This is a genomic window from Bradyrhizobium brasilense (assembly GCF_029714345.1).
Taxonomy (GTDB): Bacteria; Pseudomonadota; Alphaproteobacteria; order Rhizobiales; family Xanthobacteraceae; genus Bradyrhizobium; species Bradyrhizobium australafricanum.
Window position 1 is genome coordinate 7,584,571 of record NZ_CP121669.1, and the last position, 15,413, is coordinate 7,599,983.

At 59.3% G+C, this 15,413-nt stretch carries 17 protein-coding genes and 2 pseudogenes; 10 read left to right on the forward strand and 9 right to left on the reverse strand.

Annotated features, from left to right (window positions below):
• Positions 1-166: 166 nt before the first annotated feature.
• Positions 167-364 (forward strand): annotated as a pseudogene (locus QA635_RS34975) (DNA polymerase/3'-5' exonuclease PolX); the annotation flags it as partial.
• Between the two features lie 11 nt (positions 365-375).
• A complete protein-coding gene (locus tag QA635_RS34980) occupies positions 376-915 on the forward strand; it encodes an MOSC domain-containing protein (RefSeq protein ID WP_283064255.1) in 540 nt (179 codons plus the stop codon).
• 17 nt (positions 916-932) lie between these two features.
• Here the strand turns inward: QA635_RS34980 and QA635_RS34985 are convergent, their stop codons facing one another.
• Positions 933-1,400, reverse strand: a complete 468-nt coding sequence (locus QA635_RS34985; RefSeq protein ID WP_283064256.1) for a metallophosphoesterase family protein — start codon at positions 1,398-1,400, stop codon at positions 933-935.
• Between the two features lie 473 nt (positions 1,401-1,873).
• On the opposite strand from QA635_RS34985, the gene QA635_RS34990 reads away from it, so the two are divergent.
• The gene (locus tag QA635_RS34990; protein ID WP_283064257.1) at positions 1,874-2,389 is read left to right on the forward strand and encodes a YciE/YciF ferroxidase family protein; all 516 of its coding nucleotides are present in this window, start codon (positions 1,874-1,876) and stop codon (positions 2,387-2,389) included.
• 77 nt (positions 2,390-2,466) lie between these two features.
• Positions 2,467-2,982, forward strand: a complete 516-nt coding sequence (locus QA635_RS34995) for an inorganic diphosphatase (protein ID WP_283064258.1) — start codon at positions 2,467-2,469, stop codon at positions 2,980-2,982.
• 23 nt (positions 2,983-3,005) lie between these two features.
• Here QA635_RS34995 and QA635_RS35000 read toward each other — a convergent pair whose 3' ends face one another.
• Complete coding sequence (locus QA635_RS35000) at positions 3,006-4,361, reverse strand: carbohydrate porin (RefSeq protein ID WP_283072013.1); 1,356 nt, start codon at positions 4,359-4,361, stop codon at positions 3,006-3,008.
• Between the two features lie 630 nt (positions 4,362-4,991).
• On the opposite strand from QA635_RS35000, the pseudogene QA635_RS35005 reads away from it, so the two are divergent.
• Both QA635_RS35005 and QA635_RS35010 read left to right on the forward strand, forming a co-directional pair.
• Positions 4,992-6,261: pseudogene (locus QA635_RS35005) on the forward strand (Nramp family divalent metal transporter).
• Positions 6,213-6,470, forward strand: a complete 258-nt coding sequence (locus QA635_RS35010) for a hypothetical protein (protein WP_283072190.1) — start codon at positions 6,213-6,215, stop codon at positions 6,468-6,470. The pseudogene QA635_RS35005 and the gene QA635_RS35010 overlap by 49 nt, the downstream one beginning before the upstream one ends.
• 461 nt (positions 6,471-6,931) lie before the next feature.
• Here the strand turns inward: QA635_RS35010 and QA635_RS35015 are convergent, their stop codons facing one another.
• On the reverse strand, positions 6,932-7,321 hold the full coding sequence (locus QA635_RS35015) for a PRC-barrel domain-containing protein (RefSeq protein WP_283064259.1): 390 nt from the start codon (positions 7,319-7,321) through the stop codon (positions 6,932-6,934).
• Positions 7,322-8,091: 770 nt separating this feature from the next.
• Between QA635_RS35015 and QA635_RS35020 the strand changes: the two genes are divergently transcribed.
• Positions 8,092-8,214 carry a hypothetical protein gene (locus QA635_RS35020; RefSeq protein ID WP_283064260.1) on the forward strand — a complete coding sequence of 41 codons (123 nt, stop codon included), beginning with the start codon at positions 8,092-8,094 and terminating at the stop codon, positions 8,212-8,214.
• A 615-nt stretch (positions 8,215-8,829) separates the two neighbouring features.
• Here QA635_RS35020 and QA635_RS35025 read toward each other — a convergent pair.
• Both QA635_RS35025 and QA635_RS35030 read right to left on the reverse strand, forming a co-directional pair.
• The gene (locus tag QA635_RS35025; RefSeq protein WP_283064261.1) at positions 8,830-8,994 is read right to left on the reverse strand and encodes a hypothetical protein; all 165 of its coding nucleotides are present in this window, start codon (positions 8,992-8,994) and stop codon (positions 8,830-8,832) included.
• Positions 8,995-9,878: 884 nt separating this feature from the next.
• Positions 9,879-10,106, reverse strand: coding sequence for a hypothetical protein (locus QA635_RS35030; protein WP_283064262.1), 228 nt, complete (start codon positions 10,104-10,106; stop codon positions 9,879-9,881).
• A 224-nt stretch (positions 10,107-10,330) separates the two neighbouring features.
• Here QA635_RS35030 and QA635_RS35035 point away from each other — a divergent pair, with 224 nt between their 5' ends.
• Together QA635_RS35035 and QA635_RS35040 are read left to right on the forward strand one after the other, a co-directional pair.
• On the forward strand, positions 10,331-11,440 hold the full coding sequence (locus QA635_RS35035; RefSeq protein ID WP_283064263.1) for a DUF1236 domain-containing protein: 1,110 nt from the start codon (positions 10,331-10,333) through the stop codon (positions 11,438-11,440).
• A 23-nt stretch (positions 11,441-11,463) separates the two neighbouring features.
• Complete coding sequence (locus QA635_RS35040) at positions 11,464-11,778, forward strand: hypothetical protein (protein WP_283064264.1); 315 nt, start codon at positions 11,464-11,466, stop codon at positions 11,776-11,778.
• A 409-nt stretch (positions 11,779-12,187) separates the two neighbouring features.
• Here QA635_RS35040 and QA635_RS35045 read toward each other — a convergent pair whose 3' ends face one another.
• Positions 12,188-12,328, reverse strand: coding sequence for a hypothetical protein (locus QA635_RS35045; RefSeq protein ID WP_168855193.1), 141 nt, complete (start codon positions 12,326-12,328; stop codon positions 12,188-12,190).
• Between the two features lie 45 nt (positions 12,329-12,373).
• Between QA635_RS35045 and QA635_RS35050 the strand changes: the two genes are divergently transcribed.
• Complete coding sequence (locus tag QA635_RS35050; protein ID WP_283064265.1) at positions 12,374-13,399, forward strand: glycosyltransferase family 4 protein; 1,026 nt, start codon at positions 12,374-12,376, stop codon at positions 13,397-13,399.
• A 32-nt stretch (positions 13,400-13,431) separates the two neighbouring features.
• Here the strand turns inward: QA635_RS35050 and QA635_RS35055 are convergent, their stop codons facing one another.
• From QA635_RS35055 to QA635_RS35065, 3 genes are all read right to left on the reverse strand, one after another.
• Positions 13,432-13,617, reverse strand: coding sequence for an exonuclease domain-containing protein (locus QA635_RS35055; protein WP_283064266.1), 186 nt, complete (start codon positions 13,615-13,617; stop codon positions 13,432-13,434).
• Positions 13,618-13,666: 49 nt separating this feature from the next.
• Entirely contained in the window at positions 13,667-14,209 is a 543-nt protein-coding gene (locus QA635_RS35060; protein WP_283064267.1) for a 3'-5' exonuclease, read from the reverse strand.
• A gap of 518 nt (positions 14,210-14,727) precedes the next feature.
• Positions 14,728-14,877, reverse strand: a complete 150-nt coding sequence (locus tag QA635_RS35065) for a hypothetical protein (protein WP_283064268.1) — start codon at positions 14,875-14,877, stop codon at positions 14,728-14,730.
• Positions 14,878-15,413 lie beyond the last annotated feature (536 nt).

A 15,413-nucleotide genomic window follows, 5' to 3' on the forward strand; every position in this document is an offset into this window, starting at 1 on the left:
GACAATCGGGCGCCGCACGGAGCGTCTTCTATAAGCTTTCATAGGAACGTTCCCGCTCCCCTTACCGTTGTGTTGCGGAAAAGGGACCATTCTGGGATCGGTGGCCGGCAAACGCGAAACTTCACGACCGACTTCGCCAGACGCGATTGGCGCCTGGCCTCTCGCGGCGGCGGGCGCGTTCGGTTGCACGTTCAGCATCAATCCCGACGCACATTCCGTTCCGGAGCTCGACCACATGCACTGGGGCGTAGAGATGGCCCGCAAAGGCGGCGTCCCCGCGGACCGCGTCCTGAACGCGATGCCTCTCACCGAAATCATGCGACACCTGAGGCGCAAGCGCCGCTCTGCGGCGCGCGCCGCATGACGCCGGTAGCCATGGCGCTCGAAGGAATAGTCTTCGCCGTCTCGATCGACAGCAAGCATCGGTTCAGCAAGATACCCCGACTGTCGGTGACGCTCATCGCCGGTCATGGCATCGAGGGCGACGCGCACTATGGTCAATTCGTCAAGCATCGGTACTTGACCCGCCGCTATCCTCGATCACCCAATCTCCGTCAGGTCCACCTTATTTCAAGCGAAACGCTCAAGGCTCTGCGCGTCGCAGGCTACGATGTCGGGCCCGGCGAACTCGGCGAGAACATCACGACGACCGGCCTCGATCTCGAGACCTTTCCGCTCGACACCAGGCTCCGAATTGGCGCCTCGGCATGTATCCTTCTTACCGGCTTGCGGAGCCCATGCGTCCTGATCGATCGATTTCAACCCGGCTTGAAAAGCCGGCTGAGCGACGAGCCCGGGCAGCCTTTCAGGGCCGGCGTCATGGCAATGGTGACCAAAAGCGGCGACGTCTCGCCCGGCGACGCTGTCCGAGTCATCCTTCCGGCGACGCCTCACAGGCTGCTTCCGCCGCTTTGACGCGGTGCCGCAGTGCGTCAGGCGGCTTCAAGATCGTGGATGAGAGGCCGGATCCCATCCGGTGTCACATCCAGCGTCGCAAGGGTGATCGGCAGCTTAAAGCGGCGCCGGCCAGCGCTTCCGGGATTCACGTACAGAACCCCGCCGACCGTTTGGATTTTCGGTACATGGGAATGGCCCGATACGACAACGTCGATGCCCTGGGCGACGGGATCGATGGACATGGCCTTTAGGTCATGGAGCACGTAGACCGTCTTCCCGGCTAGGCTCACTGTCTCGATTTCAGCGTAGTCGCGACCCCAGTCAGCGGTGTCCACGTTGCCGCGGATTGCGGAAATAGGCGCGATCCGGCGCAACGCCGCGATGATGCCGGGATCGCCGATGTCGCCGGCGTGGATGATGTAGTCGGCGTCGGCCAGCACCTGCAGCGCCTTTGTTCTCAGAAGCCCGTGCGTGTCCGAGATGATGCCTATCCTAAAGGGCATTTTGCACCATGAGCGAGTTGCAGGAATATTCTAACCTGTGCAGCGCATCTCGTCTCTCCGCATGCGATCTACGGCGGCCTCGGCTGGCTCTCGAACGCCCTTCGCTCACGTGATCGTGCACTTTTCGTTCGGCGATAGTTCGATGCAGCAGGAGCTCAGTTAAGCCCCTCTACAGCGCAAGGCAGGCGGCGATTCCGAAGCCGACGACGGCCACATCGCATTGGCTCGCCCTAGAGCTGCCCCCTCCGGCAATATCGCGAAATCCACCCATAGCTAGAATGCTGACCATCCTAAACTCTGAGTAACACCGCAAATGTCCGCAGGTGCCTTGGTTCCTCCTGCCGCGGGAAATGGCCCCGCATACCGATGACCAAGGCGGCGACCCGATCTATGCGACCGAGCTGTGGCATCGGCGGCGAGGAACAAAGCCCGATCGATGCCGTTCCATCGCTTTGAACTCGAGGAGTGACGTCATGGGACTATTCACAAAAGATATCAAAACCATGGATGATCTGCTGCTGCATGGGCTGCAGGACATCTATTATGCCGAGCAGCAGATCCTCAAGGCGTTGCCGAAAATGATCGACAAGGCCACCAACCGGGATCTGGTCACGGGGCTCAGGAACCATCTCGAAGAGACGAACAAGCAGGTCGAGCGCCTCGAAAAGGCCTTTGAGAAACTGAGCCAGTCGCCGAGCGGCACGCAATGCCCCGCCATCGACGGCATCATCAAGGAAGCGGATGAGACGGCCGGCGAAATCGAAGACAAGGCGGTGCTGGATGCGGCGATCGTCGCCAACGCTCAGGCCGTCGAACATTACGAGATCTGCCGATATGGCACGCTGATCGCCTGGGCCGAGGCGCTCGGCCACGACGACATCGTGCGCTTTCTGAACACGAACCTGAACGAAGAAAAGGCAGCGAACACCAAGCTCAACACTGTGGCGTTGCGTAAGGGCGTCAATAAAAAGGCTTCCACCGCCGCCTGATCGCCAACTCCGGGTCTGGCGAATGATTTCGCCAGACCGCCTCCCTCCCGAAGCTTAATGAGTAGTTGACTGTCGCTATGACCAACCTGACAAAATTGCCGAGCTGGGCTGACAAAGACAATATCTTTACTGTTGTCGAAACGCCGCGCGGCAGTTCGTGCAAACTCGATTTCGATCCCAAGCTCGGCATTTTTGCCTTGGCAAAGCCCCTTATGGCGGGCCTGACCTATCCGTACGATTGGGGTTTCATTCCGTCAACCAAGGCCGAGGACGGCGATCCGCTGGATGTGCTGATCCTGCACGACGCACAGACTTATCCGGGCGTCGTGCTGCGCTGTCGTCCGATTGGAATTCTCGAAGTCGAGCAGAAGAAAAAGGGCAAGACGGAACGAAACGACCGCATTTTTGCGGTTCCTGATCGGTCGCCGCTCGAAACGAATCTCAAGGATATCCGCGATCCTCCTTCCCATGCGCGCGACGATCTCGAACAGTTCTTTCGAGCGACCAACGCGCTGGAGGACAAGGAGCTGAAGTTTCTCGGATGGCATGGTCCCAATCGAGCGACCAAGGCCATCAAACGGCTGGCCCACTGAGCCGAGCTTAATTCCGGATCGAACTAGAACTTCAGGGTCGTTCGTAGACCAAGCACCGTTGCATTATGAAGAACCCTGCCGGGCACAGCACTTGACGGGCTGGTGGCACCTCCGCCTGGATGGATGATATATTGAAAATTGGGCTGCAATGTCCACCCATCCCTGATCTGGTATTGATACACGGCGGTCAGAAGTCCTTCGAAACTTCGCATCGGCCAATTCGGATTAACAAGCGCACGATAATCGGCATCCAGCGATTGTGCGCGTTTCGACACATGCGCGTAGCCGGCCGCAATGCCGAATTTGTCGTCGGGACGCTGGTCGCTGAGCCCAATGAATTCGATGCCGCTGTCCGCATAGAGATCGATGAGATTGCGGTCGGCGGGCGCGCCCGAGACGCGCGTAAAAATCCCGATGCCTCGATCATCGCTCTTCGGGACGCGATAGATCTTCTGCTCGAAGACCATCCAGCCGCCGATATCGCCGGACAGGAGCAAGGGTTCGCCGCTGCTGGTTGGCGACGCGAGCGAAACACCATTGGAGTCTAGTCTCTGATCGGCGAAAGACCCAAAATGCCGCCAGCCGCCCAACTTGATTTGGCCAGCCGGGTTCGGATCACCGTTCTTATTGTTCCAGGCATATTGGATCTGCCCGAGCAGCAAGGGCGGATCATTGACGCGAAAGTTGACGCCATAGCGGTTGCGCTCTTGCGGATCGCCTAGGCCGGGGCCGGCCTGGTCGCCGTCGAATACGCCGCCAAGAACAGATAACTGCTCGGTGACGTTGACAAGAAGCCGGGCGCCCATCGCAGCCAAGGGGGGCGATGGTCCGCCGCTCGGCAGATCAAGTGAGGTGATCGCGGGCCAGCCCATTGAGGCGTTTGTCAGCACGTCAGTGTATCTGGTGTTGAAGAATTCGCTGTCAGCGGCGAGCTGACCGGCCTTCAGCGAGATTTTCTTATCGCCCCACTGCTTTTCGAAGTAGGCCTCATAGAGACGCGTGGATGGTAAAGCCTCGATGCCGCTGACCACGAAATAGTTCTGTAGACTACCGCGCGACAGCCCACCGCCATGGATCTGGAACATGTTGGCGTGGAATGTCAGTTTATCGAGGCCGGCAAGCTTCTGCAGGTCCAAATCAACAGCGAGATTCAAGCGCCCTTCATACACAGATCCTTGTTTCAGTCCGCCAGAGGGATTGCCCAGCACTTCGCCGATATAGGTGGCCGCGAATTTGACGCCGTACTTTTGTAGGGGATTGGGAAGGAGACCGAGCGTTTTTTCCTCTACGGTGCTTTCGCCCGTGTCGGGATCGGCTGGTTTGTCGTCGTCAGTCTTCTTGTCCTCCTGGGCGACCGCTGTCCCGGCCGCAAGCAGCATGGCAGCGAAAAGCAAACGACTAAGGCGCTTTTTGGCATGGCTCACAGTTTTCGATCCCGCTCGGCGTGTTGCAAGCATATCGGGCCATGTGATTGCTCGGAATTCAAGCCCGTTGATGGAGTTCGCCTTGCAGAGGCTAACGTGTGTTAATCTAGACTGCGGAACGCGCGTGCGCTCGGTCACCCACCGACTAACTTGCCAGCATAAGGGCAACGGGCGCCACCATCTGCAAGCTGAACCGTTTAGTGTGGAGATCGATCAAAGCATCAGGACCTTCATCGAACCAGCTGCAGAGCGCGTCTTCGGCGAGGATCGCCCCGTCTCCTATCGATCGCCTTGAAAACCGTTCCCGGTGAGGAACTGCACGCCGGGCGGACACGTTGGAAGCCGGGACAGACGACGGAGGAGAAAAGCCATGGGCTTTGGGCGAGGTGCCTTGTTGTGGCTGCTGGGCGTACCGCTGCCGATCATTCTGCTGCTGGCGATCTTCTGGCACCATTAGGGCGGCGAGCCGCGGCTCGCGCGGTGCGGCTGCCGCATCGCACTTTGAACCCTGGCCGTTGAAGCCCTCATGGCATCCTAACGCGGCAAGCGGTACGCTCGGTGGACAGTCCCCATCCCGAGGAGCACATGGCTACGGCCAAAGTCAAAAGGCGAAATCGAGGTACGGGCCTCCTCAAACGCCTTGGACCGGGCCTCATCACCGGCGCGTCGGACGATGATCCTTCCGGTATCGGCACTTATGGCCAGGCGGGCGCTCCGCTTGGTTTTGGCATCGGCTGGACGATGCTCTTGAGCTATCCTCTGATGGTGGCGATCCAGGAGATTTCGGGCCGGATCGGCCGGGTGACCGGCCACTTGCATCGCAGGCAATGTCTGTCGCAATTACCCCGGCTGGGTCATCTGGTCGCTGATCTCTTCTCTTTATCGCCAACACGATCAATATCGCAGCCGATCTCGGCGCCATGGCGGATGCGGCAAAACTGGTGATCGGCGGGACGGCAATCGTCTACGTCGTTACCTTTGCAGTGATCTCGGTTTTGGCGCAGATTTTCATTGCCTACAAACGATATGTGACCCTCCTGAAATGGCTGGCTTTAGTGTTGTTCGCTCAAAGTAACTTGGACTGAGGCGCTCAAGGGACTGCTCGTACCGAAGATCGAATGGAGCGGCACCTTTCTGACGACGCTGGTTGCCATTCTCGGAACCACCATCTTGCCTTACCTTTTCATCTGGCAATCCTCGCAAGAGGCGGAGGAGCAGCGCATTCATCCTGACAAGAAGCCGCTCGAGGAGGATACGAATCCCCACGAGCGCGAATTCTGGCGCATTCGCATCGATACGATGATCGGCATGGCCTTTTCGAACCTTATTGCGATCGCCATCATCATTACGACAGCGGCCACCTTGCACCAGCAGGGGGTGACCGATGTGCAATCATCGGCGCAGGCCGCGGCGGCGTTGAAGCCGATTGCGGGCCCGCTTGCTGAACTTGTTTTTGCGCTCGGCATCATAGGCACAGGCTTGCTCGCCGTTCCGGTACTGGCCGGATCGACGGCTTATGCCATAGGCGAAGGCCGTAAATGGCCGGTCGGTCTTGCCCGCAAGCCGAAGCAGGCGGTCGCCTTCTATGCGGTGCTCGCCCTCTCCGTTGGCCTCGGCGTGGCGCTCAACTTCGCGCATCGATCCCATCAAAGCGCTTTACTGGAGTGCGGTCATCAACGGGGTCCTAGCGGCACCAGTGATGGCCATGCTTATGCTACTCGTCAGACGGCGCGATGTGATGGATAGGCTCGTTGTCGAAGGCTGGCTGTACTGGCTTGGTTGGGCATCGACGGCCGCGATGGGCCTTTGCATCGTCTGCATGGCGGTCAGTATGCTGATGCCTGGATCGTCCTAGAAATGGCGGGAGGCGTGGTGGATTACGCATTGCGCTTTCCAATTGGGGGCTTGGTCGTCTCCTTGTTCGCTATCCTCGGTGACGTGCTGCGACCCAAGAATTTCGCGGGACTGTTTGGCGCTGCGCCCTCGGTGGCGCTCGCAACGCTCGACCTCCCATTCTACAAGCATGGCGGCGACTGCGTTGCAAGCGAGAAGGACGCTCGATGATCCTCGGCTCGATCGCGCTCGCGCCTACAGGGTTGTTGTCCGCAGTTGCTGATGCGGGCCGACTGGTCGGCGCTGAGGGCCGCCCCGCCGCTCTTGCAATCTGGCTTTCGATGGCTGCGGGCCTCAAGCAAGTATTGATCGGGCGACCGTCATGGTCGTGCAGGTCAAGCTGTCAGCACTCAAGCAGGGGCGCGCCTGCGAATATGTCGGGTTTTGCGCTCGGCGGATTGGCGACCATCGTGGCCGGCATGGTCGCGGACTGGGCAAGCCTGCGGCCGGTGGGCTGATGCGGGCCTTTCCGGCGATCTTCAGCGCCAGTGCGACCTTGATCGTCAAAGGCCAGCTCGGCTTCCCGAGCGGGCCTTTTGCGGAGCGTTCGCCAAGACGAGGCGCGAATCCGCCCCGCCTTTCCAGTTTAAGAAATCACAGACTGGTCGGCCGGATGCTAGATTGCTTCTCGCTTACTTCTCGGGAACCCAAGTCGTGCTGGCCTTATCGTATTTGAAGCCCGGTGCGGCTTTCAAACCATCCTTCGTTTCGTCCAACGTGAGCCACCACTTATCGTCCTTCTTTTCGGTCCTGACCGCAGTGAACGGCACGATCACATCCTTCTCGCCGGCGCCCAAGAATCCGCCGACGCCGATGACAAGCCCGGTCACCTTGCCGAACTTATCGACCAACACGTCGTCGATCGTGCCGATCTTGGACTCCTTGGGATCGTAAACGCTCTGCTTGTAGTAGTTGGTCACCGTCCAACTTTCAGGCGGGGCAGCCGTCATCGTGTCCGCGGCGAAAGCGGCTGAACAAGATGCGATGATCGCGGATGCTGCCAGGATAGTCGTTAGCTTCATGTTCTCTTCTCCGATAAGCCCTGAGACGGGCTGCGGAAACGACAACCAGCCCTCATTGTTCCAAAACGCACGATAGGCATTTGCAGGACCGGGCTGAGCAAGACTTCGTTCGCTTATCAACGGTAACGCGAGGTCCGCCGGATAGCTTAAGCGCTGCCGGGGAGCATCCTCATTAGGACGGCTCAGCTTCGGCCTCCGTCACCTTGGATTCAATCTCGAGCATTCTGGGTGCTAACCACCCGACGCTTACCCGCGCTCTGCTCGGTATCATCAATTTCGACCCTTCGATCTGCGGCGGCCTCTACGCTGCCTGCCGAGTTAGAATGCTCGGACCATGAGCTTGGTATTCGAAAGAGAAATTTGCAAGCCCATCGAAAGCATCGGCCCTCTGCGGCAGCGGTCCGAAAAGAGCGGATACCGAGTTATGACTAGAGAACAGGACGTCAGCGCAGAATGCGCAAGAGAAGCTCGCAAGCAAGCCGAGCTCCTCCCTCCAGGTCCGGTTCGAGATGCGCTGTTGGAGAAGGCTCGCCAATACGAGTTGCTCCTTCAGGTTCACAATGTGGCACCCAGGCCGAGCGGCACATCAAAGCGATGCCAAGCCAGTCTGCTGCTAGAGAGAGGCTTCGCATGGCCCGAAGTATTGCTTCCAACACCACAACGAGCACCAATTTTCTAGCTTCTTCTATCCCCGCTGCGCTCGATCGACCCGCGGCCCGGCCGCGACGTTCGACGAGGCACGCTCTGGGTTCGAGGCGGCATGGGGCGAGTTGCTGGCGACCCTGACCGAGGCGGACTTCCGGGCCTGGCGCGATCAGCGCGACTTGATCGCGCGCAAGCAGGCCATGTGGGACCACGCGAAAAGCTGTCTTCTCAACAGCCATCGTCGCTGATGCGCTGTCCCTGCGGCGCGACATTTGATAGCCACCGTCCGGCCGAAAGCCAGATTCACACCCCACATCTTTGCTGCGCAAAGGCGCGATGGAATTCGACGATGAAGATGAAGGAAGACCGCCGCCAGGACGATCCCAAGAAGACGCGTCAAAAAGGCGGTTCGGCCGATCTGAGGAACGCTGACTGAGCTTGATTGTTAGGAAGCATTATGGCGCCTCCCGTCACCGTTTATTTCATCTGTATCGGCTGCGGCATCGTCTATTCAGCGAGCCAGGAACGCAGCGCAACCCATACGAATACTTCCGGGGCCTTCGATTGCTGGCAATGCGGAAAGCTTGTTCATCACTGGGCTGGGCTCTACGACTATAACGAATGGAGAATCACCTCCGTACTGCCCAAGCAACCCAAGATGAGAAATGAAATACGAGGGTGATCGCCCCTACTCCGACCTCAGAAAGCCGGCCGCTGGATCATGGAGCATGCGCGCGCCTTTGAGCCAATCAATCTCTGGAGGAACGTCTAGCCGACGAGGCCATGCGCCTGCGCTCGCAGGCCAAGGCACTCCCCGCATCGGCCACGCCGCGGGTTGGTCGCATCTGACTTGGTCGATATCGTCAGTGTCCCGCCACCGCGGGCATGGCGTGGCGCGCGTTGATCGACAGATTGAGGATAGCAAGCTCAAGCTGATTCATATCAGCCAGCGCGTGCGGCAACCCTTCGAATAGGTCAGTTTCGACCGTAATTTCTGCACCCAGCGTCTGATTAACAAGCGCACCCATGCCCGAAATCAAGGCATTCAGATCAACCGGGGCGGTCGTGCTCCGCCTGGCGAACGACGCGAGGGTGGATTGCGCGCACGCGAATCATGTCGAGATTTCCGACGACTGCGGTGAGGAGATAGTTGAAGTCGTGCCTTAGGCCGCCGGTCACTTGACCGACCGCCTCCTTCTTCTGCTATTGTACACGTGCAGCTTCAGCACGTTCGCGCGCTTCGATTTCGCCTCTCAGTTTGAGGTTTGCCGCTTCCAGATCAGCTACGCGATCCTTAATGCGTTGCTCTAAGCTCGCGTCGAGAGCGCGCATTGAATCTTCGGCTGAGCAAATCCGTAACAGTGCATTAACGGCAGCAGCAGTTCGAGGGGTTCTGCCGGCTGCACAAGGTACGCGCGTCCGGTGGACCGAGGCCGTACAGGATTGCGCCGTCGCCGATTGCGTAATTTTCCTGGACAGGAATCGTTCCTACTGAGTGTGCCAATTTCTTTTGGCCAGTATCGCTGTTGACCAAGCCCGCTCTAGGATGCGCATGATTTCGCGGGATTACGCTGTGAAGGCGGCAAAGCACTTCCACGAAGTCGGCGATCCGGCCGGCATCTCGGAATGGCGCAGGTCAAGGCGACGGATGCCGACTGAATATCTTCGGCTGCTGGGCGGCTTTATCCATCTCTCGAAATCTATAGTTCGATCGTGAATACTGCTTCGGTCTCCGGTACGGTGACGATTGGGCGATGAGCCCTTATAACGGCGCCAAGGGCCATCCCGCGCCTTTGGCCAGCCCTCTCGCAAAAAAGGCCCGCTAAGGGAAAGCGGGCCTTTCGCTTACACAGCTTAGCAGCTCAATGCATCTGACAACATGGTTAGAACTCCAGGCCGTCTCAGAGCGAACCTACTGCTCGGTACAGACCTTGGTGGTCTTCACGGCAGACTCGGCTTCGGTCCTGGTCTTGTAGACGCCGTCACCCACGACCGTCGTTGTGGTGGTCGTCGGCTTGGTGTCGACAACGGTGCACTTCTTTGTCGATGCGTCGCGCACAATGTAAAACTCGGCGGCGCTGGCGGCCTGGGTGCCGAGAGCAAAGGCGGCAAGAGCGCCGCACACGATCAGCTTCTTCATAATGTCCTCCTCCAGTGGATGCTCGTGGTGCGTCCTAACGACGGATTTCGAGGGATGTTCCACTTTTCCCGACGCGATAGCTCTTCGTGAGCTTGAATTCGAATTCAGCACGGCTTCATCGTTAATAATTTTCCGAACAGGCCACAGCTATTGCCAACATATCCCGAGTTGGAACTAGCTGCGTCAAGCATTGTTGTTGGCCACCACATTCAGGGAGTTTTCAGATGAACAGGCGTTTATTATTGGCTACCACTGCGGCGGCCGCGATCGCGACGTCGGCTTTTGCGCAGACCTCTCCAAGCACCTCGAACGCGAATCCGCCAGGCGCGCAGCGTCAGCAGGATTCCACATCGACGACGACGCCCTCCTCGAGCACGACGCCGTCGTCCACGACGTCTTCGGGACCCGCCCAGGGCAACGCCACTTCGACCAATTCTGCTCAAACTCAGTCGTCCCCTTCCGCGGCCCAGAGTGCGACTGGTCAATCATCCCAGACCGGCGCCAACACTGCGCAGACACCGGCCTCGGGCAACTCGCCCAGCCAGGCGCAGACCAGCCAGCCGTCAAACCAGGCCAACCCGCCGTCAAACCAGGCGCAGACCAACTCGCCTTCGACCGGTCAAACCCAGAGCGCAAATCCGCCGGCGTCAAACAACAGCAATCAGGCCCAGTCGCCGACCGGTAGCAGCTCGACTAACACGGCCCAGCAGCCGAACAGCCAGCGGGAATCAGCCGACCGCTCGTCGAGTACCAACGTGAACGCTGCCGTCAACATCAACGACCAGCAGCGTACCCGCATCAGCACGTCGATCTCGCACCTCAACGTCCAGCCGCTGACGAACGTGAATTTCTCGCTATCGGTCGGCACCGCCGTGCCTCGGGACGTGCGCCTGCAGCCGCTACCAGCCGAGGTCGTCGAAATTGTTCCGCAGTATCGCGGCTACGACTTCGTCCTGGTGAAGGACGAGATCGTGATCGTGGAGCCGTCCAGCTACAAGATCGTTGCGGTCATGCCGTATTCGGGCCGCGCAACGGCGGCGGCGCCGGCGCAGTCCGAGCAGCGCAAGACGACCTTTAGCGATCGCGATCGCGAAGTGATCCGAAAGCACGCCAAGGCGCGCCCCGTGGAGCGCGAGCGGCGCACCACCGGCAGTACGGTTCGCACCGAAATCCGTACCGGCGAGCGCGTGCCGGACGACGTTGAGATCGAAGCATTTCCCGACGAGGTCTACCGAGACGCGCCGACCTTGCGAGAATATCGGTACATCCATCGGGACAGCCGCACCTACATCGTCGAACCGCACGAACGTCGCATCATCGAAGAGATCGACTGATCTCATCAGAAGAGGAGACAATCATGAAGATCATCGCCCTGGGCGTCGTCGGCGCCGCCCTTTTGGGGTCGGCTGCGACCGCAGCTCCCCTCAGCCCCTCCGCCGTGAGCTCGCCCGAACTCTCCGGCATTCACCAGGTCCGGCTCGTCTGCAACGAGTACGGTCGCTGCTTCCGCAGCTATGGTCCCCGCTACGTCCAGCGCTATTACGGCGATGACGGCTATGTGGTACGCCGGAGCTACGGTTCCTACGGCGGACCCGCCTACTATGATCGCGGCTATGGTTATTACGGCAGCGGCCCGGGCGTCGGCTTCAGCTTTGGCGCCCGCGGCTGGTAGCCGCTAACAGGGGCCGCTCCTTCGCAGTAGCGGGGTGGCGGTCCGACCTCGACAAGATATGACGTTTTGAGGAAGCAGCGCGAATTCTTCGTCGGCGTGAATCCTAACCACACGGTCGGCATCCTGGGGAGCACTCGAGGTCTGCACCACAGAGCCTCCGACTAAATTACTAGGCGCGAGTGTCAGGAAAAACAGGAAACATCGGCCCGAGCGCGAGTTGCCTTCACGGTATTTTTCTTGCGGGAGCCGATACATGGTCAACGACGTCCCGCTCAGAAGCGTGGTGGATACGATTTGGTGCCTCTATTGGGTAAAACATCGCGATGTTGACATTGCGGACAGCCGTCGTTGTTTGCTGGAGCGTCACCTTCAAGGGAGATGGGAAGCGAACTGAGCGAAGCCGATGAACTCACTGGATTGGCTTATCTCGATCGTCTTCCCAAGGACGAATGTTGAGGCTGATGGAGGAGTTCGTCAGACACGCGGTGATCGGCAGCGCAAGACCGGAGTGGACGCTGTTGGTCATTGCTGAACTCGCTTCAGCGGCCATCGTCTTACTCCTCGGAGCGATGCTTCCTATCTAACGGATCCATTGATGCGCATCGCTCAACTTGCTCCCCTCGCTGAAAGCGTGCCCCCGAAGCTCTACGGAGGCACCGAGCGCGTGGTGGCGTGGTTGGTTGACGAGCTCGTCGGGCTCGGACACGACGTCACGCTGTTTGCAAGTGGAGATTCCAGGACGAAGGGCAAGTTGCATCCCGTATGGCCGCGCGCCCTACGCCTAGGACGTAAGGGCGTCGATCCCAGTGCAGCCTGTGCCATGCTCCTGGAAGCCGTTGCGCGACGCGCGAAGGACTTTGATGTGATCCACGCTCACATCGATTGGCTGCCGCTTCCGCTGCTTGGCCGGCTCTCCGTGCCCTTCCTGACCACCATGCATGGCAGATTGGACCTCCCGGGCCTTCCTGACGTTGTGCGCCAATTTCCGGACGCGGGGTTCGTCTCGATCTCTGAGCATCAGCGGCTGCCGCTTCCGGGGGCGAACTGGATCGCGACAATTCAGCACGGGCTGCCGTCGCATCTGTTCAACCCGTCGAATGAGCAGGGATCCTATCTCGCGTTTCTCGGCCGCTTCACCGCGGAGAAAGGTCCCGAAGATGCAATCCGAATCGCACAGGCGGCTGGAAAGCCGCTGCGAATCGCGGCCAAGATTCCTCGCGGTGAGACCCGATACTTCAAGAAAACCATTGAGCCGCTGATCGATGGCCGAGCGGTTCACCTGGTGGGGGAAGTCGATGAGGCAAAAAAGCAACCTTTTCTGGCCGAGGCGGCGGCCCTCCTGTTTCCGATTGATTGGCCCGAGCCGTTTGGTCTCGTCATGATCGAGGCCATGGCTTGCGGAACGCCCGTGATCGCCTACCGATCCGGCTCCGTGCCGGAAGTTGTAGAGGACGGTGTAACGGGCTTCATCGTCGAGAATGTAGATCAGGCGACAAGAGCGGTGGCCGAGCTCGGTCGGTTGGATCGGAAGAGGATACGCGCCCGGTTCGAGGCGCGCTTCTCCGCGAGCCGGATGGCGACAGAGTACGAGCAAACCTACCGCGGCCTAATCGCCACCTGAAGGGCCACCCCTTTCACCTGCCCTGAGTGCGGTTAAGCGGCCACTTCCACCGGCGGCGCCGGGGTGTCCTCGGCGCGCCTGTGATTTATCAGGTTCAGTAGCCTGGCAGCGGCGCGGGCGTCGCACAGCGCGCGATGGTGATCATCGAGCTCGATGCCGTAGATCGCGCAGAGCTTGCCGAGACGATAGGACTTATGGCCGCGATATCTGCGACGCATGCCGGCGCAAGTACAAAGCTTCGGAAAGCGGAAGCGCCGCTCTCAGCCGTTAGTATTCGTACGATAGAAAGCCATATTCAAAGTTCACGTTGTGGGCGACGAAGATGCCGTTGCCCATGAACGTCATGAAACGGTCCGCGATGTCGGAGAATGCGGGCGCGTCTCGAACCATCTCGTTCGTGATGCCGGTCAGTTGCACAATCCTGGCCGGAATCGACCGCTGCGGGTTCACCAGTGAATGCCACTCGTCGACGACTTCGTGATTCTGGAGGTGGTGGCCCCGGTCGTGCCACGCGCTGAACGGCTCCTTCACCGTTTTGTTGCTGTCCATTGCTGGCCGCAATGGAAGCGTGAAATGCCGCGTTATTTCTTCGATGCTCGGGGCCTCTACCCCGATGATGAGGGCTTCGATTGGCCCGACCAACAGGCCACGGAAGCGGAAGCTATCCGCACCTTGGGAGAGCTCGTGAAGGACGTGGTCCCCAATCGAACCGATGTTTTGATCGAGGTGCGAACCGAAGATGGCCCGCTCTTCAGAGCTGCATTCATTTTTGAGACGAACAATTCGAAGCAGTAAGGCGCGCGCCGACATGGATCGCAAGAGAGCCGAGGCAAGAGCTCGAACGGAAACTGCGCGGCTATCTCGGGCTTTCCGAACGCTTCACTGGCGGCGCCGTGAGAGTTTGCTCGTCGACATAATCAAGGACATCGAAGAGCAAATCGCGGAGTGGGAGAAACAGCCCTAGCAACCTTCCGCGCATCAACGCGTATGTTCCGCACTGGAGGATTGCAATTTCCAGTTTGAGTGCCAGCGCCGCCAAGTCTTATATCGCTTGGTCGCGCTGTGCACTTGAAAGCAAGCGCCGTCCTCCGTGATGCCGATCTCCAGACGGATCGCCACAAAGGCGGCTCAGGCCCGCTGTCCGAGCAAATAAGTCCCAGCGCTCTGGGGAGGAGCGCCGGGACTGAGGTGGATGCGCCAACTTGGGGGCCGGGAACGCATCCACGATTACCTAATTTTCCCGACGGTGGATCGTTCCTAAGGAGCGGTCAGTTTTCCCATCCGCGGAACGCCATCGCCTCCAATGAAACAGTCCCAGCGCCCCGGACTTACATGCTCAGGCCCAGACCAACGATATCCGGCGAGGGCCATTCTATTCGATGAGAAAGAAGCCCGACGCCGGCGACAAGACCGACGAACGACAATCCCGCGAAGCTGAGAAATACGTATTCGACACGGTTGATTTGAGTGAACTTCATGCCTCAATCTTGGAATCGGGCGGCAGTTCCCGCAGTTGCGTAGACAAGTCAGCGCCCCCTAGCAAGAAGGCTCGCCAGGCTGAGCTGGCAGGCCACATGAGCGAATGGCTGCGTCGCCCGGCCTCCGCTCTCCGAAGTGACAACGCTGAATTACCAGCGTGTGTTGGAGCTGGTGCTGGGGTCAGTTATTCCCGGCCTTATCGGCGCGATCAACGATCAATTCTCAGCAGGCTCTTTCAAGGTTGCCACTTTTCCCTATGTGTTTGACGCCGCCCAAGGTAGTTTGAATTGTTCCTCGGCCCTCTCCAGGCCGAGAATCCTACCGCACAATGCGAGGCCACGGAGACGCGCCAACCGGGACCACTGCTGCGGATTCGCAATCCGCGCCTGGATAAATAAGTGTCATCGGTCAAGGAACCGGACTTCAAAAGGCCGGCATCCAAAAATGAGCGCGAGATATGACTGGGTCATCTGGCTGGCGGCGTCTGCGTGGCGCTGCCCCTCTTGCGATCATTGCCTCTCTTTTGCCCTAGGCT

What these genes read in the sequence shown, in the direction of transcription:
- QA635_RS35050 (WP_283064265.1), top strand. Translation starts at nt 12,374, where the DNA reads ATGCGCATCGCTCAACTTGCTCCCCTCGCTGAAAGCGTGCCCCCGAAG.
- QA635_RS35055 (WP_283064266.1), bottom strand. Translation starts at nt 13,617, where the DNA reads ATGCGTCGCAGATATCGCGGCCATAAGTCCTATCGTCTCGGCAAGCTC.
- QA635_RS34985 (WP_283064256.1), bottom strand. Translation starts at nt 1,400, where the DNA reads ATGCCCTTTAGGATAGGCATCATCTCGGACACGCACGGGCTTCTGAGA.
- QA635_RS35000 (WP_283072013.1), bottom strand. Translation starts at nt 4,361, where the DNA reads ATGCTGCTTGCGGCCGGGACAGCGGTCGCCCAGGAGGACAAGAAGACT.
- QA635_RS35035 (WP_283064263.1), top strand. Translation starts at nt 10,331, where the DNA reads ATGAACAGGCGTTTATTATTGGCTACCACTGCGGCGGCCGCGATCGCG.
- QA635_RS34980 (WP_283064255.1), top strand. Translation starts at nt 376, where the DNA reads ATGGCGCTCGAAGGAATAGTCTTCGCCGTCTCGATCGACAGCAAGCAT.
- QA635_RS35015 (WP_283064259.1), bottom strand. Translation starts at nt 7,321, where the DNA reads ATGAAGCTAACGACTATCCTGGCAGCATCCGCGATCATCGCATCTTGT.
- QA635_RS35065 (WP_283064268.1), bottom strand. Translation starts at nt 14,877, where the DNA reads ATGAAGTTCACTCAAATCAACCGTGTCGAATACGTATTTCTCAGCTTC.
- QA635_RS35030 (WP_283064262.1), bottom strand. Translation starts at nt 10,106, where the DNA reads ATGAAGAAGCTGATCGTGTGCGGCGCTCTTGCCGCCTTTGCTCTCGGC.
- QA635_RS34995 (WP_283064258.1), top strand. Translation starts at nt 2,467, where the DNA reads ATGACCAACCTGACAAAATTGCCGAGCTGGGCTGACAAAGACAATATC.
- QA635_RS35045 (WP_168855193.1), bottom strand. Translation starts at nt 12,328, where the DNA reads ATGGCCGCTGAAGCGAGTTCAGCAATGACCAACAGCGTCCACTCCGGT.
- QA635_RS34990 (WP_283064257.1), top strand. Translation starts at nt 1,874, where the DNA reads ATGGGACTATTCACAAAAGATATCAAAACCATGGATGATCTGCTGCTG.
- QA635_RS35060 (WP_283064267.1), bottom strand. Translation starts at nt 14,209, where the DNA reads ATGTCGGCGCGCGCCTTACTGCTTCGAATTGTTCGTCTCAAAAATGAA.
- QA635_RS35025 (WP_283064261.1), bottom strand. Translation starts at nt 8,994, where the DNA reads ATGGGTGCGCTTGTTAATCAGACGCTGGGTGCAGAAATTACGGTCGAA.
- QA635_RS35040 (WP_283064264.1), top strand. Translation starts at nt 11,464, where the DNA reads ATGAAGATCATCGCCCTGGGCGTCGTCGGCGCCGCCCTTTTGGGGTCG.